Source organism: Vibrio sp. 10N.286.51.B11, from assembly GCF_041469245.1.
In the GTDB taxonomy this organism is placed as follows: domain Bacteria; phylum Pseudomonadota; class Gammaproteobacteria; order Enterobacterales; family Vibrionaceae; genus Vibrio; species Vibrio crassostreae_C.
Map to the genome: position 1 here is coordinate 87,365 of NZ_JBFRKI010000012.1, position 23,543 is coordinate 110,907.

Sequence of the window (23,543 nt, forward strand, 5' to 3'; positions counted from 1 at the left end):
GGCAAAGTGAATGAGTCTATTTTGTCGAACAAGTATATTGGGTATTAAACCATCGATTTCAGAGCTTCGCGAATCAACTGTTCGCTGGTCATACCATCTTTAGCCACTTGAGAAACCACCTTGGAAGCTTGAGTCGGCTTGTAGCCTAATGCAAGTAGCGCACTTACCGCTTCTTCTTCCGCGTCGTGAACGGTTGGCATAGAATCAATCGGAGCTGCATCTGTCGCTGGAGTAAACAAGTCACCCGCGCCCCACCCTTTCAGGCGGTCTTTCATTTCAACAACCAGACGTTCAGCGGTTTTCTTACCCACACCCGGAAGTTTAACCAGCGTCGAGATGTCTTCACGTTCAACACTTTGAACAAACTGGCTAGCCGTCATGCCTGAAAGAATGCCAAGGCCTAGCTTAGGGCCCACACCGTTCGCTTTGATCACTTCACGGAACAGCGCACGCTCTTTAACCGTGTTAAAACCATAAAGTAGCTGCGCATCTTCACGTACAACAAAGTGCGTGTAGATGATTGCCTCTTCGCCCACGTTTGGTAATTCGTAAAAACAGCTCATTGGCATTTGAACTTCATAGCCAACGCCACTCACTTCGATTAGTAATTCTGGTGGCTGTTTTTCTATTAATGTACCGCGTAGACGTCCGATCACAATTCACTCTCTTGATGGAATATAATTTGAGGGACAGAATATAAAAGAACTGGATGCTTATCCAGTTCTTTGTGTTTATTAGGATGATTTATTTAAGCTTGCTTAGCTTGGGAAACCGAATGATTCTGTCTTCAGAAACGCCATAGCCTATGGTTATCGGTAACGCCCTTTTCTTGCTCCTGTTGCTTTACCCGCAAGCGCTATCAAAGTTTTATTGGTGTTGGCGTGAGTGATCGCTACGCCTAGAGCATCGGCAGCATCGGCCTGTGGTTTAGCGGGTAACTTAAGCATGCTCATCACCATGTTCTGAACCATAGACTTGTCCGCACCACCATTACCCGTCACCGCTTGCTTAATTAAACGAGCCGCGTATTCATGAACAGGCAAATCCGCATTTACAGCCGCTACGATCGCGCTGCCCCTAGCTTGCCCAAGCTTAAGCGCTGAGTCTGCATTCTTAGCCATGAAGACCTGCTCTATCGCAAACACATCCGGTTGGAACTGAGTAATAATTTCGCTCACACCGGCGTAGATTTGTTTGAGTCGGCCCGGCAACTCTTTTTCTGAGGTGCGAATGCAACCACTCCCTAAGTAATATAGGTGGCGGCCATTTTGACGAATAACACCGTAACCGGTAATGCGTGAGCCAGGGTCAATCCCTAAGATAATAGACATAACTTCAAATACTGATTATTTACACATGCTTTATGAGCTTAGTATATCGAACGCAAAAAAAAATGCCCGTCAAATTAACGGGCATTTTATTGTTCTACTACAAAATTTAGCTCTATCGAAAACTCAAAGCTTCAGTAGAAAGTTAGGCTAATCGCTTGATTAGTCTTCTTTCTTCGCTAGTTTAACTGCGATTGCTAGCTCTTCCAGTGATGCTGGGTTCGCTAGGCTTGGCGCGTCTGTCAGTAGACATGCTGCAGCTGTTGTTTTCGGAAATGCGATAACGTCACGGATGTTCTCAGTACCACAAAGCAGCATTGCTAGACGGTCAAGACCGAATGCTAGACCAGCGTGCGGTGGCGTGCCGTACTTAAGCGCTTCAAGTAGGAAGCCGAACTTCTCTTGTTGCTCTTGTGCTTCGATACCTAGGATACCAAATACCGCTGTTTGCATTTCTGCGTTGTGGATACGTACAGAACCGCCGCCTACTTCGTAGCCGTTGATTACCATGTCGTATGCATCAGAATTTGCTGCTGCTGGGTTCGCTTTTAGCTCTTCCGCGTTCACACCTAGTGGTGATGTGAATGGGTGGTGCATTGCGTGTAGGTTACCTTCGCCGTCTTCTTCGAACATTGGGAAGTCAACAACCCACAGTGGAGCCCATGCAGATGTGTCTGTTAGCTCTAGATCCGTACCTAGTTTAAGACGAAGTGCGCCCATTGCTTCAGCAACGATGCCCGCTTTGTCTGCGCCGAACAGAATGATATCGCCAGATTCAGCTTGAGTACGATCTAGAATACCGTTGATTACGTCTTCGCTTAGGAATTTAGCAACTGGAGATTGAATACCTTCCATGCCTGCAGCACGGTCGTTAACCTTCATCCAAGCTAGGCCTTTCGCGCCGTAGATGTTTACGTGTTCAGCGTAGCCGTCGATTTGCTTACGAGTTAGCTTAGCACCACCTGGAACACGGATAACTGCTACGCGACCTTTTTCGTCGTTAGCTGGGCCAGAGAATACCTTGAATTCAACATCTTTAACCAAGTCAGCAACGTCCACTAGCTCTAGTGGGTTACGTAGATCTGGCTTATCAGAACCGAAACGACGAATCGCTTCAGAGAAAGGCATTACTGGGAATTGACCTAGTTCAACATCTAGAAGTTCTTTCCACATATCGTGAACAAGCTTCTCAGTCACGTTACGTACTTCTTGAGAAGTCATGAAAGATGTTTCGATATCGATTTGAGTAAATTCAGGCTGACGGTCAGCACGTAAATCTTCATCACGGAAACATTTAACGATTTGGTAGTAACGGTCAAAACCAGACATCATCAGCAGTTGCTTGAAAAGCTGAGGAGATTGAGGAAGTGCGTAGAAGCTACCTTTGTGAACACGGCTTGGTACTAGGTAGTCACGAGCACCTTCTGGTGTCGCTTTCGTTAGTACTGGCGTTTCGATGTCTAGGAATAAGTTCTCATCTAGGAAACGACGAACGAAGCTAGAAGCACGTGCACGAAGCTTAATACGGTCGCTCATTTCTGGACGACGAAGATCGATGTAACGGTACTTAAGACGCTGCTCTTCAGAGTTCGTTTGGTTGAAGTCTAGTGGAAGCGCTTCTGAACGGTTAATGATCTCTAGACCCGTCGCGTAAAGTTCTACTTCACCAGTAGCCATGTCTTTATTTACTTGGCTGTCCGGACGAACTCGTACTTCACCAGTAAACTTGATACAGAATTCATTACGCAGTTGGTTAGCGATCGGGAAGATATCTTTCATATCTGGATCGACAACAACCTGAACGATGCCTTCACGATCACGCATATCAATAAAGATAAGACCGCCTAAATCACGGCGACGGTTTACCCAGCCGCACAATTCTACAGTTTGTCCCGCCAGGGACTTGTTCAGGTTACCACAGTAATGGGTACGCATAATGAATTTCCCAATCTCTTAATTATTTACTAATTTCCAAGCTGTCAGTGGTCATTCCACACAACAGAGCAAAGGAACATTTATACGCGGAAACTCGCTTAAAATCGACCTTCCACATTCGAATTTATTGTGTTTTATCTGGCTTTGCTGCTTTTTAGCCCATCAAGTGCGCAAAGATTCATCAAAACCGAAAAAATTGCGATAATTATATCTCGAAAGTGCCTTAATCAGCAAAACTCTCGTAAAGTAGATTTTAGGGCGCGTTGACCTTTCGTGGTTAAATTTTGTTCGAGATAAAAGCGTTTTAATCGCGGCGAGGGAAAAGTAGCCTAGTCATTCTAAGCAAATCTCCCTCAACAAAGAGTAAAACGCTTTTAGCCGAACCCTTCGGGCAGCGTTTGCTGGGTATTTCTACTACGTTATCGGCTTCTCATGTAGGCTAGCTACACATCAAAGCCTCTGCCTTGTATAAATACCCAGCAACTCGCTGCAAAAACCAGCTCGAAAGATCAACACGCCCTAATTTCAACCCAAAAACTTTTTGTAATGACTGATGGCGTGATGGATAACGGTGTAATAGATGGATAATCGTGTAATAACAACAGAAACTTTACCTCTAAGACTTGGATTAACTATGTGGTCTCATTCTGAGTGGCAAAGTCAGTTCTACGGTAAAGGCACCAAGCCTGCCGAACGCTTGGAAAAATACACCCAAGTTTTCCATACCGTTGAGGGCAACACCACCTTTTACGCTACGCCAAGTATGTCTACCGTTCACAATTGGAAAGCCGCCAGTCACGATGATTTCAAGTTCACCTTCAAATTGCCCAAATTCATCACCCACCAGCAACAACTGAGACACTGCCAAGCCGAACTCAAAGAGTTCTTGATGACGATGTCGCCACTGCATGACCGTATTGGTCAATGGACGATTCAGCTGCCGCACAGTTTTGAGCCCAGCATGCTGCCTGCCCTACAAAAGTTTTGCACCTTATTCCCAAAAGATATGCAGCTTGGCGTCGAAGTTCGACACTTAGGTTTCTTTGATAAGGGCGATGCGGAAAAACGCTTCAACCAATGGCTGGTTGAGGAAGGCATCAATCGCATCATTATGGACAGCCGCCCCGTTTTCTCTGCGCCACCCACCACAGAAGCGGTGATCGATGCGCATCAGAAAAAACCGCGTGTTCCTGTTCATGCAATTGCTACCGCCAATAACCCGATGATTCGATTTATTGGTCACCCAGACCAAGAACCTAATATTGAGTTTTTTAAGCCTTGGTTTGCCAAAATCCCAAACTGGCTTAATGAAGGCAAGCAGCCCTATTTAATGATCCACACCCCAGACAATAACCACGCACCTGAACTTGCGATTGCTATTTATAAGAGGCTACAAAAGCAAGTCTCTGAAAATACATCATTATTACTGCCCGAACTGGCTCAGTTTCCAGCTCAAAAAGGCAATCACCAAATCTCGATGTTTTAACCTCTCACTTGTAAGTAGCTTCGAACCTTGAGCTAAATCTCAGTTTTCGTGACAGTGGCGTTTTTTTTACGTAAAATACGCCCCCTTTTATTTGGTACGAATTTTGTGCCAATTACGCTGACTGTCGAGAGAAAATGCTATGAGCAACACAGACAATATCTTTTCCGCTCCTATTGATAAAATTGGAGACTTCACCTTTGATGCAAGGGTTGCTGAAGTATTTCCGGATATGATTCAACGTTCGGTGCCTGGCTATAGCAATATCATCTCTGCAATCGGCATGCTGGCTGAGCGCTTTGTAAAGCCACACTCAAATATTTACGACCTTGGCTGCTCGCTTGGTGCTGCGACACTTTCTATGCGTCGTCACATTCAGCAAGAAGGCTGCACGATTTTCGCGATCGATAATTCAGAAGCCATGGTTGAGCGCTGCAAATTGCACGTTAATGCTTACCGCAGTGACACACCGGTAGAAGTGATTGAAGCCGACATCCGTGAAGTGGAAATCAAAGACGCTTCTGTTGTGGTGCTTAACTTTACGCTGCAATTTCTTTCTCCAGACGATCGATACGCTCTGCTTGAGAAAATTCATGCTGGCTTGCGCCCAGGCGGGATCTTAATCCTGTCAGAAAAATACGTATTCGAAGATGAAAGCTCAAATGAACTGCTTATCGACCTGCACCATGATTTCAAACGTGCTAACGGGTACAGCGAGCTAGAAGTAAGTCAGAAACGTAGCGCAATTGAAAACGTGATGCGCCCGGATTCGATCCCTGTTCACAGAGAGCGATTTGATAAGATTGGCTTCTCAAGCAGCGAAGTCTGGTTCCAATGTTTCAACTTTGGTTCAATGTTCGCGATAAAGTAAACATTTTAGATTACGTAACCGTCGCGACACCGTTAGCACGTACTAAAATGTCATCCTCAAGAGCGAGGAACAAACGAATTGGGGATCTCTTATCAAACACGATAAACGAGATTCCCTAGCATGTTTGTCCACACTCTTAATGGAGTGACAAATTTAATTTCTACACCACCAACTCAGTGAAAACCTATGTTTAATTTTGCCAATTTTTATCAACTTATTGCCCAAGATACTCGCCTTCAGCCGTGGCTAAATGTCCTGCCACAGCAACTGACCGATTGGCAAAATGCAGAGCACGGTGACTTTGACCGCTGGCTACGTGCACTAAACAAGATTCCACAAGACGTGCCAGATCAAGTTGACCTGAAAAATTCAGTGACGATTGGTAGTTCTACGCCATACCACACAGGCGAACTGAAAAAGCTAGAAAGCTTATTGAAGACTTTCCACCCGTGGAGAAAAGGTCCTTATACGGTTCACGACATCCATATCGATACAGAGTGGCGCAGTGACTGGAAATGGGATCGTGTGCTTCCACATATATCTCCATTAAAAAACCGTTCGGTTCTCGATGTAGGTTGTGGCAATGGTTACCACATGTGGCGCATGCTGGGTGAAGGTGCTCGCTTAACGGTTGGTATCGATCCTTCCCACCTATTCTTGGTTCAGTTTGAAGCAATTCGTAAGTTGATGGGCGATGACCAACGAGCTCACCTATTACCTCTAGGTATTGAGCAGCTCCCAAAGCTAGAAGCCTACGACACGGTATTCAGCATGGGCGTGCTTTACCATCGTCGTTCACCACTGGACCACTTGATTCAACTGAAAGACCAATTGGTGTCTGGCGGTGAACTGGTTCTTGAAACCTTGGTGATTGAAGGCGATGAGAACGCAGTATTAGTTCCGGTTGACCGTTACGCGCAAATGAGAAACGTCTACTTCTTCCCTTCAGCTCGCGCACTGAAACGCTGGCTAGAACAAGTTGGTTTTGAAGACGTACGAATCGTTGACGAAAATGTCACGACAATTGGTGAACAACGCACCACAGAATGGATGACACACAACTCTCTTCCAGATTACCTCGATCCGAACGATCCAAGTAAAACGGTTGAAGGTCACCCTGCACCGAGACGTGCGATTCTGGTAGCAACAAAGCCATAGATTTACTGCCCACAAAGCAGTGGCATATTGAGTAAATAAAGCACAAGCCTATTAAGGCAGCAAAACAATTGCTTGCATGGTCAAAAAGCCACTGTTAATTTCGCGGTGAACCTTGCTTCCTTAGCTTAAGAATTGAACAAAAATTGACTTGTGTTTAATAAGTGAGCTATTCCAAATAGCAATAATTGGCGTAGCGCTCACATTGCGATTCAATATGACCAGACTCTTACAATAGGATGCTTCACGCATCCTTTTTTGTGGGCTAAACTTCTAAATAGTCTGAACTATTCTCTAATTCTCAAAGGTTTTTTTATGTTTAAGCGATTATCGCCTATTGTGGCGGTTGGTTTGCTCTCTGGTTGTACTCTTACAAATGGTGCTACCTACCACCAAGAAACTCTCGACGCTATTTCCCGCACAGAGACAAACATCGCAAATAAGGTTCAAAATCTTGAACTGCAACTAAGCAATCAAAGTGACTATATTGAAAGCTTAGAAGACGAAATTACTACCCTTTCTAGTCAATTAGATACCCATCTAACGAGCATGGAACACAAGGTTATTGAAGAGCTAGAGGAAGAGGAACCGGTCGCTATTGCCGTTGCTCCTATCGCTCCTATATCACAACCGACTATCCTTGGCGGCATCGAAAAAGTGTTTATCGACTCTATCAAGCAAAGCTTTGATGCTCGTGTTGATACAGGTGCAACCACCTCTTCTTTAAACGCTGTCGATATCAAAGAATTCGAACGTAACGGCAAGAACTGGGTTAAATTTCACCTAGACGACAAAGCCCAAGCTAAAGAAGACCAGAAATGGATTGAAGCGCCTGTTGTACGTTATGTAAAAATCCGTCAATCAACCAATGATCAAGCAGAACGTCGAGCTGTGATCGAATTATGGGTGAAAGTTGGAAAAATCCATGAAAAAGCGCAATTTACATTGGCGGATCGCTCTCAAATGAGTCACCCTGTGTTACTAGGGCGCGAATTTATCAAAGACATAGCGCTAGTAGATGTAAGTAAAAAGTACGTACAAACGGAAGTTAAATAACAATAGTAGGGTAAGCTATGACGTCAAGAATTCCATTTTATATCTCTATATTCCTGCTTATTGTGGCAGGTATAACACTGAGTATGTTCAGACATACGACCTACGGTGTACCTTGGACTCCAGGGGAAACCAGACAGGTTTGGGACGTTGAAGCTCGCATCGAGTTCAACGCAGTAGGCAAAGAAGCAAAAGTTTCCTTAGCGGCTCCTCATACTCAGTCTAACTACACACTTATCGGCGAATCGGCTTCATCGCCAGGTTATGGTATCTCTTACTTGAATACCGAATCAGGTCGCCGCGCAGAGTGGTCTATTCGATACGCAGATGGCCCTCAAACTATCTACTACAAAACACAATTCCTAGTCGACAACCAAGCAAAAGTTGATGCTATACCGCCAGAAGGCGAAGTCGCACAGCCAAGCTTCGACGGCCCTGAAGAAGCCGCTTCTTTTGCATTGATTGATAGAGCGACAAAGCGTTCTGCAGACAACCTCACTTTTACCCGTGAGCTCATCAAAACACTTAACGATCCAGACAGCCAAAACTCAGCGCTTATTCTGAATAACATGACTAAAGTGGAAGCGACACACAAGCTACTTTCAGCAGCGAAAATACACAACAAAGTCGTTGGTGTTATCGAGCTAGAAGACGGCCGTCGTCGTCAGTCGATTCAAAACATGATTCAGATCTGGGATAACGACCAGTGGATTCTGTTCTCTCCGGAATCAAGCGAACAACAAGTTCAACCAAACCTACTCATCTGGGACGAATCTAACGTTTCTCTACTGGATGTTGTTGGCGGTCAGAACAGTAAAGTTCACTTCTCTATGATTGCTCAAGAGGTTTCACCAACGGAAGCAACCAACAGTAAGGTCTCTGCAGACCAGCTATTGAACCTATCGATTCACAGCCTACCGCTAGAAGAGCAAGCGATGTTTAAAACCATCATGCTGATTCCTATCGGTGCTCTGATTGTTGTGTTCCTTCGTGTCATTATAGGTCTGAAAACGTCCGGTACCTTCATGCCAGTACTGATTGCGGTAGCCTTTGTGCAAACACAATTGGTAACGGGTATTGTCGGTTTCCTACTTATCGTAGGTACGGGTCTGATTATTCGAAGTTACTTGTCCAAACTCAACTTACTACTGGTCGCCAGGATATCCGCCGTAATCATCACGGTAATCATGATTATTTCTGTATTCACTGTGGTCGCGTTTAAAGTGGGTCTGACTGAAGGTCTATCCATTACGTTCTTCCCAATGATTATCCTATCTTGGACTATCGAACGTATGTCTATCCTATGGGAAGAAGAAGGCGCGAAAGAAGTAATGCTGCAAGGTGGTGGTTCTCTATTTACTGCGGTTCTTGTTTACTTAGGCATGACTAACCCGTTCATTCAGCACTTAACGTTTAACTTTATTGGTTTACAACTTGTTATTCTAGCGACCATCTTGCTACTAGGTAACTACACAGGATACCGTCTAACCGAGCTTCGTCGCTTTAAACCGCTAGCGGAGGACTAAGTTATGTTTGATCAGTTTACTTCACCGTTTAGGTTGAAAGACAAAGGCATAATGGGAATGAACAAGCGTAACCATAGTTATATTGGTCGCTACAATGATCGTTCCAAGTATCCACTCGTTGATGACAAGCTTAAGACTAAAATCATTGCTGAACAGGCTGGCGCTACTGTGCCAAAACTGATTGGCGTTATTGGTCATCAAGCTGAAGTAAAAACAATCCACAAGATGGTAAAAGAGTGGCCGGGTTTCGTAATCAAGCCAGCTCAAGGCAGCGGCGGTAAAGGAATCCTTGTTGTGACTTCTCACAAGGACGGCGTTTACACTAAGCCATCGGGTTCTACTATCAATGAAGAAGACGTAGAGCGTCACATAAGTAACGCTCTTGCCGGTCTTTTCTCACTTGGTGGTAAGAACGATGTTGCGGTAGTTGAAAACCTCATCAAGTTTGATGAGTGTTTTGATGGCTTCAGTTACGAAGGTGTGCCAGATGTACGAATCATCGTATTCAAGGGCTACCCTGTGATGGCGATGATGCGTTTATCTACTTCGGCTTCCGACGGTAAGGCTAACTTACACCAAGGCGCTGTAGGTGTAGGTATTTGTATTGCGACGGGTAAAGCCGTTCGTGCGGTTCAATTTGACCACCCAGTAACTCACCACCCAGATACGGGTAAAGAGTTGGCGCTACTTCAGGTACCACACTGGGAAAAACTGCTAACACTAGCTTCAAGCGCTTGGGAAATGACAGGTCTTGGTTACATGGGTACTGACATGGTTCTAGACCAAGAAGAAGGCCCAATGGTACTTGAGCTTAACGCACGTCCAGGTTTGGCTATCCAAATCGCGAACGGCGCAGGTTTATTGCCTCGATTGCACCATATTGAGAACCTTGGTACACCGGCTGAATACCCGAAACCAGCAGAGCGCGTTGCATACGCTGCCAAGCAATTCGGTGTTCACGGTAGCGAGATTGTTCCAAACTAAGCGATTTGCTGACTAGGTCACTTGATACCTAATAGAGCTTATAAAAAAGGCCGCATAACTCTGAGAGTTACGCGGCTTTTTAGTATCTGCGGTTAAATTAGCGGATTAGGTTAAGTCTCTGTAGATTCAATTACAGGCTCTCGAATTGGATCAATCCGCACCGCCGCCACCTTAAACTCAGGGATCTTAGCGTGTGGATCGGTCGCTGTGGTCGTCAAACGGTTAACCGGCGATTCAACAAAATGGAATGGAATAAATACCACACCCTTTTGCATTCGTTTAGTCACAAAGGCCGCGATTTCGATTTCACCACGACGTGTTGAGACCTTAAGCATCTGACCATTCGAGATACCTAGCGCTTCAGCATCATGAACACTCACCATGGCACGCGGCCCTGCTAAGTTATCCAACCCTTTTGTTTTACGTGTCATGGTTCCGGTGTGGAACTGTTCTAGAATACGGCCTGTCGTTAATACTAACGGGTATTCCGCATCCGGTAGCTCAGCAGCGTATCTAAACGGAATCGCCTCCATTTGACCACGCCCACGCGTAAATTGGGTCTGGTGCATGATACGTGTGCCATCAGGGTTGTTCTTATTACTTGGCCATTGCACGCCGTTCACCGTAATGTTCTCCCAACGTAAACCACCATACTGTGGCGTGACACGCGCTATCTCATTGGTGATATCAGCAACCGAGTCATATTCCCAATTGCCGCCCATCGCATTAGCCAACATTTGGATAATCACCCAATCTTCTTTCGCTTCACCTGGAGGCAATACCGCCGGGTTAATACGCTGAACACGACGCTCGGTATTAGTAAAATGACCAGACTTCTCAGCAAACGAGCAAGACGGTAGCACCACATCGGCATATTGAGCGGTTTCGGTTAAGAAAATATCTTGAACCACGAGGAAATCTAACGCTTCAAGACCTTCAATCACATGCGCTTGGTTCGGGTCACTCAGCACTGGGTTCTCGCCCATTACGTACAGACCACGAACATCTCGATGACACGCTCCATCAATAATTTCGGTCAACGTTAAGCCTGTTTCAGCCGGTAGGTCAGAAACACCCCACTCCATCGCGAATTTTTGACGAACCATTGGGTTGTACACTTTCTGATAACCCGGAAGGTTATTTGGCAATGCGCCCATGTCACACGCACCCTGAACATTGGATTGACCACGTAATGGGTTGATACCGCCGCCTTCAATTCCAATATTGCCACACAAGAGCTGTAGGTTAGCGATTGATCGAACGTTATCGTGACCAGTGGTATGTTGCGTAATGCCCATCGAGTAGTACACCGCTGTACGCTCTGCAGTACCAATCAATCGCGCCATTGCGAAGATGTCTTCCGCTTTAACGCCAGTTACCAGCTCCACTTTGTCTAGTGAATAACTTGGTGACATTACCTCTTGAAGCAAGGTATCAAAGCCATCCACACGGTCTTCGATATACTCTTGGTCGTACCAACCGTGTTTGATGATTTGCTGCATCACACCATTGATCAACATTACATCAGTACCCGGTCGGTGCGCTAAATAAAGTTCAGCATGGTCAGCAATATCGATTCGTTTTGGATCGGCAACGATCAATCTCGCTCCACCATGTCTCACAGCTTGCTTGATATGCGAGCCAATAATTGGGTGTGCTGACGTGGTGTCGGAGCCAATAATAAAGATCACATCTGAGTGCTTGATGCTTGGAATATCATTGGTCATCGCCCCGCTACCTAGCGAAGCCTCTAAACCAGTAACAGTAGATGCGTGACAAAGGCGCGCACAGTGATCGACGTTATTGGTACCGAGTTCACGACGTATGAATTTTTGGAAGGCATAGTTATCTTCATTGGTGGTTTTCGCCGACGAGAACCCCGCTAAAGCGTTACTGCCAAAGCCTTGCTTAATCGCAGTAAACTTCTCGGCAATAAGCTTAACTGCCTCATCCCAACTTGCAGGTTGCAACCAGCCATCTTTACGAATTAATGGTGTGGTTAAACGCGCATCGCTGCCCACAAAATCGAAGCCAAATCGTCCCTTAACACACAACATGCCTTCATTAACCGGAGAGTCTCCGCCTTCGATATAGCGAATTTTGTTTTTCTGCTCATCGATATGCATGGTTAACTTACAACCCACACCGCAATAAGTGCAGATGGTATCGACTTTCTTGAGTACGTCTGTGTCTCCCTGCTTTCTGTCGCGAGCATCGACCATTGCACCGGTTGGACACGCCTGAATACACGATCCGCATTGAACGCAGTTTGAGTCGCCCATTAAGGTCTTGTCCGCCCCAAAGTTAGGACGACATTCTGGTCTTGATGCAGGTTTGCCATCCGATTGGTTCATGAAGCTTAGAACGCCATGAACATTCTGTTCTCGACACGCTTGGATACACTGGCCACAACTAATACAGCGGTTAGCGTCAAAGATAATGAACTCAGAACTGTCATCGACCGAAAATTTTTGTCTTGTTAACCCGACCTTCGCTTCTTCAGCACGAATCGCCTGCCAACTCTCATTCGAAGCCACATCGATTTTGTATTCAGGATGGGTTTGCGTTGCTTTGTATTCAGTCGAGTAGTCTCGTAGGTCGCAATCTGTATTAGCTTGGCAGCCACACTCTAGACATCTTGCAGCTTCAGCGATTGCATCGGCATTATCAAACCCTGTTTCTACTTCATCGAAGCTTTGTTCACGCTGTTCGGGCGTTAGCTCAGGCATGATCTTGCGCGCCATGCGTTGTATAGATTTGTATTGCTCAGGATCCACCGCTTTGAGCTGTTTGTGCTTTCTTGAGTTAAACGGTTTAGCCGGAATATTTTCCATATCACCATGGAAGAAGCGATCGATCGCTTGTGCAGCAATACGCCCATCCCCAACCGCTTCGACTGCAGTTGCAGGGCCGCGTCGGAAATCACCAATACTGAAAATATTTCCGGTTCCGGTATGCATGGTTTGTGGATCAGCATCTGCGGTATTCCAACGAGTAAGAGGAATATCAATTGCTTCATTGTCCATAAAACTCAGATCAGGCTTTTGTGACACGGCAGCAATAACCGTATCAAACGCTTCAACAAAGAACTCGCCCGTTGGTTTAGGGCTGCGACGACCTGAAGCATCAGCCGGACCCAAAGCCATACGCTCTAATCGTATTTCTGATACATGACCATTTTCATCGGCTATGTTTGCTGCCGGGTTGGTTAAGAAATGGAACTTCACACCTTCATGCTCAGCTTCTTCGATTTCGTAATCTTCTGCAGGCATCTCATCTCGAGTACGACGATAAATCAGCGTAGTATCCGCGCCATCACGCACCGCTGTTCGAGCGCAGTCAATCGCGGTATTACCGCCACCAATTACTGCGACCTTTTTACCTGTGACATACTGCTGATCGGTCACGTAATCTTTCAGATAATCGACCCCCAAATAACAACCGCCGAGTTCACTACCCGGGTAATTCATTTCAACCGCTTGTGATGCACCAACGGCTAAACAAACCGCATCAAAATCGTTACTTAAATCAGACAGTGTAAAATCAACACCGAGTTTTTTACCGCACTCAACCACCATTCCGTTGCGACACATCAACTCGATTTCTTTATCTAGAATCGACTTAGGTAAGCGATATTCAGGGATACCGTAACGCAGCCAACCACCCGCTTTGGGCATCGACTCATAGACACTGACTTCATAGCCTTCGTTAGATAGGTAATAACCCGCCGTAAGCCCACCGGGGCCACTACCAACAATAGCAATGCTCTTGCCTTTATTTGGTTTCTTCGCTGGCATGTAGCTCTCTTGAGCCGCTAGATCCGCATCGGCAGCGTGTCGTTTGAGTTGGCGAATCGCAATGGATTCATCAACCAAGTTACGACGACATTCGGTTTCACAGAAAGCAGGACACACACGACCAATTGAAAGCGGCATTGGTAATGTCTTTTTGATCACTTCAATCGCTTTGATGTGATCATTTTGAGCAATATGGTGCAGGTAAGATTGGATGTCGACCCCAGCAGGACAGGCTGTTTGGCATGGCGCCTCACAGTCAGCGTAGTGATCGGTCATAATGCGATTCAACGCTTCTTGTCGATGATTCGTTAACTGTTTTGACTGAGTGGTAATATTCAACCCATTAGACACTTCAAGCTCACAAGAGCGAGTAACACCAACGCCATCAACTTCAACGACACACAAATCACACGGCACTTTATCCGCTGTTTTGTTCAAACCACATAAAGATGGGATTTCCAAACCACATGTTTTTGCCGCTTCAAGAACGGTTTGTCCTTGCTCGACGATTCGATATTTCCCATCAATCACGATTTGAATCATACCTAAGTCCTACCTTTACCTTTCGCACACGCGAGTTATCAATAATTAAAATTTAAGTAATACAATATTATTAATATTATTAAATCTATGTCATTACCATACATTATTTGTGGTTTTGTGCGTGTGACCTCAAACAAGTTCCATTGATAATAACCACAAGGTATGAGTGGTCTTATCAGTATCGATAAAAGAATTAGGCGAGAGGAGTTCAGTTGAGGAAATTAGATTCAAGATACAAAAAAGCCCCTATTGATTAGGGGCTTTGTATAAATATCATTGAGTCGCTTTCGAGCTTATAACTCAGTTATCAAGCTTATTGCTCGGCTATCAAGGTTATTGCTCAGCTTCTTCAATAAGCTCTTGAACTGGGGATGCCGGTTTGTTTTGAGCAAAACCGCGCAGGCCAACAACATGTACGTGCTCGTGATCTTTAAAGACCTTACGAACCAGTTTGTAGGTTGTGCCTTTCTCAGGGCTAATGTTCTCTGGTGCTGCAATCAAAAGTTGCATACCTAAACGGTCACACAGTTCGAACAAGGTAGAGATAGATTTCGCATCCAGACGAGCTGCTTCATCAAGGAACAACAAACGACATGGAACGATGTCTTTGCTACGAAGTCGACGAGACTCTTCTTCCCAGCTCTGAACAACCATCAATAGGATAGACTGACCAGTACCGATCGCTTCACCCGTAGACAGTGCGCCCGATTCAGCTTGTAACCAACCGTCTGAACCACGGTTAACTTCAACACTTAATTCTAGGTAGTTGCGGTAATCCAGTAGCTCTTCACCTAGAACTTGTGGAGAACGTTGACCCATATCGATATGTGGGTTAACACGTTGGAACAACTTCGCCATCGCTTCTGAGAAGGTAAAGCGTGTTGATTCAAACAAGTCTTTGTGTTGCTCTTGCTGAGTCGCTAGCCCTGATAGCAAGATCTCGTGGCTTTCACGAATCTTAACGTTCAGACGTACGCCCTTAACCTGACCAAAGTAGATGTTCGACAGCCCTTGGTTCAGCATTCGAATACGGTTCTGCTCGCGCTGAATCGTTTTCTTGATGATGCTTGCTACCGACTCAGAGCTGATCGCCAAGCGGTTTTCACGCTGCGTCAGTTCTTCTGTTAATCGAGCGAGCTCAACTTCCATCTCTTCGATTGCTTCAACCGGATCATCCGTATGAATGATGTCTTGGCGAATACGCTCGCGAAGGTGTTGATAAACCGCAATGTAGAACAGAACCTTACGCTCTGGATGTGCGTTGTCTTCAGATAGACGCAGCGAATCACGTAGGTCGTCATTGTCAGCTACAGCTAGACGTAAAGCACCCAGTGATTTATCCGACATAGAACGAAGCTCGCCCGCCGTTAGGTAAGCCAGTTCACGCTTGTGCAAACGACGTTCAACATCATTTTCACGAGCTAAGCGAAGTACTGAACACCAGCCTGCTTTTGCTGCAACAACGAAAGTACGAAGTTCTGTGTACTCTTTCTGAACTTTCTTAAGACGCTTAGCTAGGGCTTTCATCTCAAGTTCTGTTGACGTAATCGTACGCTCGTATTCGCTCTTACGGCTGCGAGATGTGTGCAGACGCTCTTGAAGCTCGTCACGACGACGTACAGCACGCTCTTCAGCGCCTTCATCAGCGTTTACGCCAAACTCTTGTAGCTCTTGTTTGAACTCTTGAACCGTTTCTTGCTTCGCTTGATGTGAGCTCTTCAGTGCCGCCAATACTTGGTTGTATTGGTTCATCTGTTCGCGAGCTTGCTTCAAACCATCGCGGCCTTTGGTTCTTGCTTGTTCAGCTTGAACCAGTTTCGCTTTTAATTGCTCGCTCAGTTCACTGCTCTTGTTAAGCAAATCAACAGAATCTGCGTAAGCAAAGTAGTGACGACGCTCAATCAGATCAGACAGTGCGAACACTTTGCCTTTTAGCGTTTGTAGCGCGTTATCAGATTGACGATATTCGGCTTCCAAAGCTTCGAACTGCTCTGGGTCAGCGTCTAGTGCAGATACGATCTGTTCTAGAGAAGCAAGCGCCTTGCCGTGCGTATTCAAGTAAGACTTAGCTTCACTCAGACGTTCTAGTTGTGCTTCTAATTCAGCTAAGCGCTCAGCCAATGTTTCGTCTTCTAAAATACGAACCATTGGAGCTAATTTATCTAGCGCACCGAGTGCCTGCTTGCTTTGTAGAAGCTGGCTACGTTGCTGCTGCTCTTTAGAGTTAAGCTCAGCCAGAGAACGAACAATTTGATTACGCTTATCACGAATCGCAGCAAGTGCTTGTTCTGGGTCTGCGTTAAACGCAACGTGCAGGTGCTTCGCAACAAAGCTGTTGAATGCTTGATATAGACGATTCAGCTTTTGAGAGTCAAACGCGGCTTTCGCGTGGTTCTCAACAACAACGTCACGCTCTTCGCGCAATTTCTCTAGACGTTGTTCACGAGCCGCACGGCCAAACAGTGGGATCTCAGGGAAACGTGAGTAACGCATTTGGCGATCGTTCAGCTGAACACATACTGCGCCTTCAAGCTCATCGGCATTAAATGAACTGTCATCAAACGCGTCGACATCGCCTTCTAGGATGTAAAGGTCTTCTGGACAATCATCAAGATCCACCAGCTTCTCTTTAATACCATCAAGATCAGAAACCACAATTGCGTGACGAGCTGGGCCGTACATCGCACTGAAGTACGGCGCATCACCAATCGTGATGTCATCGTAGATCTCAGAAAGCAACACGCCACCAAGCGTATCCGCCAGACCTTTCAAACGAGGATCGTTAGAGCCACCTGGCGAAGCTAAACGCTCAATCTCTTGCTCAAGTTCAGCTCGGCGCGTAGCCAACTGATCTTTTGCTACCGCTTGAGATTTCTCATCTTCAAGCACTTGCTGCATTTGAGTCATCACCGTTTGGCTATCTTCTAGCTCAGCGTCGGTTTGATCTCTTAATGCTTCAAGCGCATCGTTTGCCGTGATCCACGCTGGAGCAATGGACTCAAGCTTTTGAATCTCTTGGTCGTGGTTTTGTTGCACACGACGTTGCTCACTCTTCGCTTCACGCAGTTCTTCTTGAGCGTACTCAAGCGTTTCGATCTGCATAGCGTGACGTTCACGTTCTTCATCGAAAACCGCTTCGTCAGTCAGTGAGATGTTGTGTTGCTTTTGGTATTCAGTCGCAAGCTCTTTTGCTTGACGCTGCTGAGCCACATCACGAGCCATGTCGCGGTGCTGAGCGCGCCACTGCTGTTCGTTCTCAACAACGTGTTTTGCGTTACGACCTTTTTCTAAAGCTTGCTTAGCGCTGCTAGACGCTTCTTTGCGCTCAACGTCACCGATAATACTTTTAACAAGAGCGAGCGCTTTGTCGAACTGTGCAGAAGCAGCAGAAGACATGTCTAGTTTATGCTTCGTCGACAGTAGCGTTTGAGTGCTTGATTCTTCTTGTGCTTTTAGCTCTGAAACCAGAGTTAGTGCGCTTTCTGCCGTAATAGATTCATCACCAAGCAACTGCTTAGTTTTCTCTAATGCTTGAACCGCTTGCTGGTATTGAAGTGCACGAGTCTGCTGAACATCCAACGCTTGTTGGTAATCAGCAAGCTGAGTTTTCAGGCTATCCACTTCTTCTTCAGTGATGGTTGCCTGCTCTTCAGCAAGAAGTACTCGCTCTTGAGCTTCTTCCACTACCATCATCTGCTCTTCTAGACGCTCATTAAGCTCTTCTAGATCTTCGCTATAGCGAGCAATCTTCTCTTGCTGGCGAAGTGCAGTTTGAACCAATTGAAGATGATCCGAAGCCGCTTGATAATCTTGCTCTAGTGCCGACTCTTGATCGACAAGTAACTCTAGTTCTTCTTGAACGCGGTTCAACAAGTTGTTTTGATCAAGCAAGGTTTCACGAGAACCAAACAGCTCACCACGGAACTTCATGGTTTGATCAAGCTTGTTGCGACGATCGTTAGCATGGCGCATGTAATCTGCTGCCACGTAGTTCGTAGATTCAGTGATCAAGTGCTTAAACAAATCACGATCCGACTGAGTCGTTTTGATCGCTTCTAGCGTCATACGGTTTTCGCGTAGTGCTGATTCCATGTCTTGGAACGCTTTCTTCACACCACCATTTTGCGGTAACAGGTAATCACGCAGAGAACGCGTAATCGCACTTGAGATACCACCGTAAAGTGATGCTTCAATTAGGCGGTAGAACTTAGAACGGTCGCTGCTGTTACGTAGTTTCTTCGGTACCACACCGTATTCAAACATTTGCGAGTGGTAATCAACAATCGAAGAGAAGGCCTTAAAATGCGTGCCTTCGTATTGTGCAACCGCCGCTTTCACGTCGTTCAACTGACATACGCGAGCGTGGCTGTCTGAAACGTTCTGAATCAACACATCCGTTGGTTTCACATGGCTTGGAAGGCCTTGGATAACGAACGGTTTAATGTCGACTTTCTTATCACGACCCGCGACTTGCTGCAGTTTTACTGCAAACAATAGACGCTGATTACGAGAGTTCACAACATCTAGTGCGGCATAACATGCGCCTGGCTGAAGCTTACCGTAAAGGCCTTTATCACGAGATGACTGTGAGCTACCCGCTTCCGTTGTGTTACGGAAATGCAGAAGGCTTTGGTCAGGGATCAGTGCTGTGATGAATGCCGCCATTGTGGTCGACTTACCCGCACCGTTACCGCCAGAAAGCGTTGTAACCAATCCATCAATATCAAAAGTACGCGCAAAGAAGCCGTTCCAGTTGACCATGGTTAATGATTGATACTTACCTCTTTCAATCATGCTTCACCTTCTACTTTTGTTTGTTCGCCAGCATTTGACTCAAGGTCAAAGTCAGCTTGATCGTTAAAAATGTCTTGTTGACCGTTTTCGTCTACGTCTGCATCTACTTCTGATGTGGCTTCCGCTTGTTCTTCATTCAACAAGCTACCTTGGTTAGGCTCTTGGGTATGCACCACAGCTTCACCATCACGGATAAGACGTAACTGCGCTTCTTTCATATCATCGCCAACACGAACGTCAGCGCCAAAACGGAATACCGCTTCGCTGATACGGAACTTGCCGGTTTCACCAATCGCAATCAACATACCGATACGGCGTAAGCGACGTAGAGAAGTACGTACTTTTTCGAACAGCTTTTCTTTATCTAGGTCAGAACCAGACGCACGGTTGGTTGCTAGCTTCATGAGTTTTTTCTCATCCGCTAACGACATCAACTCATCAAACAGTTCTTGGTTGGTGAAGATACCTTCATGAGCAAGACGTTCTGGGCTTAGGTATAAGAAACACAACACCTTGCCAACCAACATGTCGAGCTCAGACAACACACTACGACCAATCAGAGACGTAGAACGCGGACGCAGGTAATAGAAACCTTCCGGCGCTTTTACCAATTCCGTATTGTAGCGTTGATAGAAATGCTGAAGCTCAACTTCAAAATCAGACAGTAACGCGTGGTTATCTAGGTCTTCTGTTGAAACATGCTTACCTGAACGCAGCATGCTGTCTAGCGCAGGGAACAGTGGGTTCGCTATCGCTTTTACCAGTTTCTCTGGCATGTAATCATCAGTACTTGTTAATGACATTTGCTTGTACCTTTGCACCGAAATCGTTGATTGCCTGCCAATCTGGCTGAATAGCCTGATAGTCAGACTCTGAGTAACCTAAGCGTACGGCTTGGTCGACAACAATTCTGGCTAAATCAAAATGGTGTGTGCGAGGGTGTGCAGCGAGGTAATCGCGTAACACAAGGCCAAGATCAATTGGCGCGCCTTGCTGTTTGTGAGCTTTTAACATCTCTGCAATTCGATCTGAAAGCAGGTCATTTACTTGCTCAAATTCTTCGTACTCTACGTCGATTGGTGCTTGTCCCATCACTTCGTCATCACGAAGCACGAGCGCTTCATCACGAAGATCCGTCAGCTTCTCAGCATCGGCGTAGGTCAATAACCAAGGCGCATCAAAGTAGTCAGTGACTGACTGACGCAAGCGCTGGCTAAAGGCGCGGTTTTTATCCATATCAATCGCGGTACGGATGAACTTGTGAACATGGCGGTCGTAGCCGATCCATAAATCGATGGCTTGTTGGCCCCAACTGGTGATTCGGTCTAGCTTCATCTGCAAGCCGAACAGGGTTTCGCCAACGAACTCGAGTTCATCGTCACCGTAAACAATTTCTTGAATATCGAGGATCTGTGTTTGCAGTTCATCCCCCGCCGCTTGCAAGGTGTCTTGCAATTCTTTTAGTGTGGACGAGGTTTCTGAAAGCAAGGTTTCACAGTTGTTAATCGCCTCTCGCCAATCCTTGTTTAAAAGGTCGGCAATTTGCTGTTTAACGGTTTGCTGCTGCTCATCCATAACACGTTGGTTAAGATCAATCTGATCGAAAATTTCACCAACAGAATACTTGAGCACGCCGTAAACATTCTTTCTCCAATGTCCTGGAGTTCCGCCTTTTTGTGCTGCTTCAATGGCTTTTGCCATCTCGTCCGCAACCATAGAAAGCTGGATAGACAGTTTTAACTTAGAGAACTGACGGTGGCGTAAGTAATAATCTGAAATACCAATCGCCAATGGTGATAAGCGATAAATACTCGCACCATCGGTGATTTCGCTGGTAAAGCGGCTAATCAACTTCTGTTTAACTAACTCGTTGATGGCATTGTTGGCACGAAACGCGGACGCTTCGCCAGTATCTTCAAACAGTCGAGTGACGATGGTAAATGCATCGTGCAGTTCACCCTCGCCCAACTCTTCATCGAACCTTTCATTGCTTAGTACTGCGATAGCAATCAAAAATGCTAAGCGCTCTGGTGGCAAGTTTAATGAAAAATCATGCTGCTTGACCCAGCCCACCAACTCATCAATTGGCTGCTCTTCGGCAGTTTGAGTCATTTCACTCATTGTGGTTCCTGTTACTGTTCTTCGTCATATCGAATGTATTAGATATGACGCCTATTTCTTTATGACGCGGGCTTCTTACGATTGCATAGCGCATGTTGTGGCTTCTTTTACCACATTCACCGCTGTTATTGCGCAGGTTTTTGAGCCCAAACGTGAATATAACGGCCTAGTGACAGATATGGCTCTTGGCGACATAGCTGTTTTTCCAGTTCCAATACATCTTCAAATTGGTAATCGCCCATGTACTCCATATTACCTATGTAGTCACTGAAAGAGCGAATGCCTGATTTACCACAGATTTCTAGACCAGCGTCTTCTATCCATTGATAAACCTCTTCCGGCTTCAAGCCTTTTTGTGGTTGCAGCTTAAACCGTTTTCGATGTGGCATCCCATTCAATACATGAGGAATGTTGCCACAAATCACATTTTTCAGGACTAATCCGTGGTGGTTGTAAAACATTATCGAGGCAACGCCACCCGGTTTAACTTGTTCAAGCAATAAATCAAGCGCCTCTTTAGGATCGGCTAACCATTCCATTACGGCATGAAACATCACAAAATCGACTTTCTCATCTAGATGTTCTGCGACTTTTTGTACTGGTGAATGAATAAATCGATATTGCTCTAGCAAACCCGCTTCGCTGATACTTTCTTCTGCGAGCTTCAGCATTTCAGAAGAGAGATCACACAGAGAAACGTTATGCCCAAGCGACGCAATTTTTTGCGACATCTGTGCAAGGCCGCCTCCAGCATCAAGCACATGCAGCGGAGAAGCTGATTGCTCAAACTTGCTCAAAGCTTGTTCTAAATCTTCCCATACGATGATCTGACGGATCTCTCCTTTGTCAGAGCCGTAAATATTTTTTGCAAATTTGTGGGCAATATCGTCGAAATTACGGTCTTCAGTCACGGCTACTTGAGTTATTATGTCCTATCGTGCCTGCTATTCTGTCACAGGAATTTCAGGAATAAAGAGGCGATGTCTCTTTTTACTACTAAGTGATGTTTTTTCGGACTATTCGGATATGTTTGAGCTGAAAAAAGTAGTGTCTTCGCTATTGATGCCACTGCCAGCAATGTTAATTCTCGCTTTTCTGGGTTTAGCCCTAGTGATGTTTACTACCAAAAGGAAGACTGGTTGCCTAATCACCCTCTCAGCCCTATGTGGTATTTTCCTAATCGCTTTCCAGCCAGTTTCTAGTCAACTTTTAATGCCAATGGAAAGGCAACACACCGCATTTTTACCTGTCGATGAAACCGTCGATTACGTGATGGTTCTTGGAAGTGGTCACGTCGTAGACGACCAAATTCCACCGACATCAGAACTTAGCCGCACCGGCCTGATGCGTTTAAGTGAAGGGATTCGTATTCTACGCCTTTACCCTGGTGCAAAACTCATTTTGTCTGGCTATGGCGCAGGCACTGAAGTCAGTAACGCAAGAATGATGGCTAAAGTTGCATTAGCACTTGGCGTAGCAAAGCCCGACATCATTCTGCTTGAAACCGCAAAAGACACCTGGGAAGAAGCTCGCCAAGCCGCTGCGTTCGTTAAGAATAAAAAAATGGTTCTGGTGACTTCAGCGAGCCATATGACTCGTGCACTCAATGAATTCCATGCAGCTGGTATGAAACCACTGCCTGCACCAACCAACTACCTTGCACAAGAAGGCGTTGTTGAGCCTTGGAATAAGTACATGCCAAAAGCTCTCTACCTTGAGCAGACTGAGCGTTACTGGCACGAAACCATGGGATTAGTTTGGCAAGATTTACGTGATTGGCTTGATACAAGCAATGACATTGTTGAAGAGCCTGTTATTCCAGAAGCTTCCAGCTTAGTTGAAGATGACGGTGACGTTTCTGCGGCCCAGCCTCAGTAACCCTATTGAATCTTTAAACTCATCTTAAGCATACAGAGTCGCCAAGTATTTGTAGATTCTCTGGTCGTTAACAGT

Annotated in this window: 15 protein-coding genes; 7 read left to right on the forward strand and 8 right to left on the reverse strand. The window is 45.8% G+C overall.

What is annotated here, in order from left to right:
• Window positions 1-44: 44 nt before the first annotated feature.
• The 3 genes from ruvA to aspS form a co-directional block, all read right to left on the reverse strand.
• Entirely contained in the window at window positions 45-656 is a 612-nt protein-coding gene (gene ruvA, locus AB4154_RS07380) for a Holliday junction branch migration protein RuvA (RefSeq protein ID WP_017062079.1), read from the reverse strand.
• Window positions 657-809: 153 nt separating this feature from the next.
• Window positions 810-1,331, reverse strand: coding sequence for a crossover junction endodeoxyribonuclease RuvC (ruvC, locus tag AB4154_RS07385; RefSeq protein WP_008219936.1), 522 nt, complete (start codon window positions 1,329-1,331; stop codon window positions 810-812).
• A gap of 159 nt (window positions 1,332-1,490) precedes the next feature.
• On the reverse strand, window positions 1,491-3,263 hold the full coding sequence (aspS, locus tag AB4154_RS07390) for an aspartate--tRNA ligase (protein ID WP_065585130.1): 1,773 nt from the start codon (window positions 3,261-3,263) through the stop codon (window positions 1,491-1,493).
• A 580-nt stretch (window positions 3,264-3,843) separates the two neighbouring features.
• On the opposite strand from aspS, the gene AB4154_RS07395 reads away from it, so the two are divergent.
• The 6 genes from AB4154_RS07395 to AB4154_RS07420 all read left to right on the forward strand — a co-directional run bounded on the left by AB4154_RS07395 (window position 3,844) and on the right by AB4154_RS07420 (window position 10,335).
• Window positions 3,844-4,749: a DUF72 domain-containing protein gene (locus tag AB4154_RS07395; RefSeq protein ID WP_029235140.1), complete on the forward strand. Its 906-nt coding sequence runs from the start codon at window positions 3,844-3,846 to the stop codon at window positions 4,747-4,749.
• 139 nt (window positions 4,750-4,888) lie between these two features.
• Window positions 4,889-5,617, forward strand: a complete 729-nt coding sequence (cmoA, locus tag AB4154_RS07400; RefSeq protein WP_017062083.1) for a carboxy-S-adenosyl-L-methionine synthase CmoA — start codon at window positions 4,889-4,891, stop codon at window positions 5,615-5,617.
• Window positions 5,618-5,803: 186 nt separating this feature from the next.
• A complete protein-coding gene (gene cmoB / locus AB4154_RS07405; RefSeq protein WP_017062084.1) occupies window positions 5,804-6,775 on the forward strand; it encodes a tRNA 5-methoxyuridine(34)/uridine 5-oxyacetic acid(34) synthase CmoB in 972 nt (323 codons plus the stop codon).
• A gap of 312 nt (window positions 6,776-7,087) precedes the next feature.
• The gene (locus AB4154_RS07410) at window positions 7,088-7,828 is read left to right on the forward strand and encodes an ATP-dependent zinc protease (RefSeq protein WP_372122626.1); all 741 of its coding nucleotides are present in this window, start codon (window positions 7,088-7,090) and stop codon (window positions 7,826-7,828) included.
• A 17-nt stretch (window positions 7,829-7,845) separates the two neighbouring features.
• On the forward strand, window positions 7,846-9,351 hold the full coding sequence (locus AB4154_RS07415) for an inactive transglutaminase family protein (RefSeq protein ID WP_048659662.1): 1,506 nt from the start codon (window positions 7,846-7,848) through the stop codon (window positions 9,349-9,351).
• A gap of 3 nt (window positions 9,352-9,354) precedes the next feature.
• Entirely contained in the window at window positions 9,355-10,335 is a 981-nt protein-coding gene (locus tag AB4154_RS07420) for an alpha-L-glutamate ligase-like protein (RefSeq protein WP_029235462.1), read from the forward strand.
• A gap of 110 nt (window positions 10,336-10,445) precedes the next feature.
• Here the strand turns inward: AB4154_RS07420 and fdhF are convergent, their stop codons facing one another.
• The 5 genes from fdhF to cmoM all read right to left on the reverse strand — a co-directional run bounded on the left by fdhF (window position 10,446) and on the right by cmoM (window position 22,501).
• Window positions 10,446-14,675, reverse strand: a complete 4,230-nt coding sequence (gene fdhF / locus AB4154_RS07425) for a formate dehydrogenase subunit alpha (protein WP_372122628.1) — start codon at window positions 14,673-14,675, stop codon at window positions 10,446-10,448.
• Window positions 14,676-15,008: 333 nt separating this feature from the next.
• A complete protein-coding gene (mukB, locus tag AB4154_RS07430; protein WP_372122629.1) occupies window positions 15,009-19,469 on the reverse strand; it encodes a chromosome partition protein MukB in 4,461 nt (1,486 codons plus the stop codon).
• On the reverse strand, window positions 19,466-20,272 hold the full coding sequence (gene mukE / locus AB4154_RS07435; RefSeq protein WP_017067527.1) for a chromosome partition protein MukE: 807 nt from the start codon (window positions 20,270-20,272) through the stop codon (window positions 19,466-19,468). Before mukE ends, mukB begins: the two co-directional genes overlap by 4 nt.
• On the reverse strand, window positions 20,253-21,590 hold the full coding sequence (gene mukF / locus AB4154_RS07440; protein WP_017055049.1) for a chromosome partition protein MukF: 1,338 nt from the start codon (window positions 21,588-21,590) through the stop codon (window positions 20,253-20,255). Before mukF ends, mukE begins: the two co-directional genes overlap by 20 nt.
• A gap of 125 nt (window positions 21,591-21,715) precedes the next feature.
• A complete protein-coding gene (gene cmoM, locus AB4154_RS07445; RefSeq protein WP_017063509.1) occupies window positions 21,716-22,501 on the reverse strand; it encodes a tRNA uridine 5-oxyacetic acid(34) methyltransferase CmoM in 786 nt (261 codons plus the stop codon).
• 115 nt (window positions 22,502-22,616) lie between these two features.
• Here cmoM and elyC point away from each other — a divergent pair, with 115 nt between their 5' ends.
• A complete protein-coding gene (elyC, locus tag AB4154_RS07450) occupies window positions 22,617-23,468 on the forward strand; it encodes an envelope biogenesis factor ElyC (RefSeq protein WP_372122631.1) in 852 nt (283 codons plus the stop codon).
• The last annotated feature ends 75 nt before the right edge of the window (window positions 23,469-23,543 follow it).

What these genes read in the sequence shown, in the direction of transcription:
- ruvC (WP_008219936.1), bottom strand. Translation starts at nt 1,331, where the DNA reads ATGTCTATTATCTTAGGGATTGACCCTGGCTCACGCATTACCGGTTAC.
- aspS (WP_065585130.1), bottom strand. Translation starts at nt 3,263, where the DNA reads ATGCGTACCCATTACTGTGGTAACCTGAACAAGTCCCTGGCGGGACAA.
- AB4154_RS07395 (WP_029235140.1), top strand. Translation starts at nt 3,844, where the DNA reads ATGGATAATCGTGTAATAACAACAGAAACTTTACCTCTAAGACTTGGA.
- cmoA (WP_017062083.1), top strand. Translation starts at nt 4,889, where the DNA reads ATGAGCAACACAGACAATATCTTTTCCGCTCCTATTGATAAAATTGGA.
- cmoB (WP_017062084.1), top strand. Translation starts at nt 5,804, where the DNA reads ATGTTTAATTTTGCCAATTTTTATCAACTTATTGCCCAAGATACTCGC.
- AB4154_RS07410 (WP_372122626.1), top strand. Translation starts at nt 7,088, where the DNA reads ATGTTTAAGCGATTATCGCCTATTGTGGCGGTTGGTTTGCTCTCTGGT.
- AB4154_RS07415 (WP_048659662.1), top strand. Translation starts at nt 7,846, where the DNA reads ATGACGTCAAGAATTCCATTTTATATCTCTATATTCCTGCTTATTGTG.
- AB4154_RS07420 (WP_029235462.1), top strand. Translation starts at nt 9,355, where the DNA reads ATGTTTGATCAGTTTACTTCACCGTTTAGGTTGAAAGACAAAGGCATA.
- fdhF (WP_372122628.1), bottom strand. Translation starts at nt 14,675, where the DNA reads ATGATTCAAATCGTGATTGATGGGAAATATCGAATCGTCGAGCAAGGA.
- mukB (WP_372122629.1), bottom strand. Translation starts at nt 19,469, where the DNA reads ATGATTGAAAGAGGTAAGTATCAATCATTAACCATGGTCAACTGGAAC.
- mukE (WP_017067527.1), bottom strand. Translation starts at nt 20,272, where the DNA reads ATGTCATTAACAAGTACTGATGATTACATGCCAGAGAAACTGGTAAAA.
- mukF (WP_017055049.1), bottom strand. Translation starts at nt 21,590, where the DNA reads ATGAGTGAAATGACTCAAACTGCCGAAGAGCAGCCAATTGATGAGTTG.
- elyC (WP_372122631.1), top strand. Translation starts at nt 22,617, where the DNA reads ATGTTTGAGCTGAAAAAAGTAGTGTCTTCGCTATTGATGCCACTGCCA.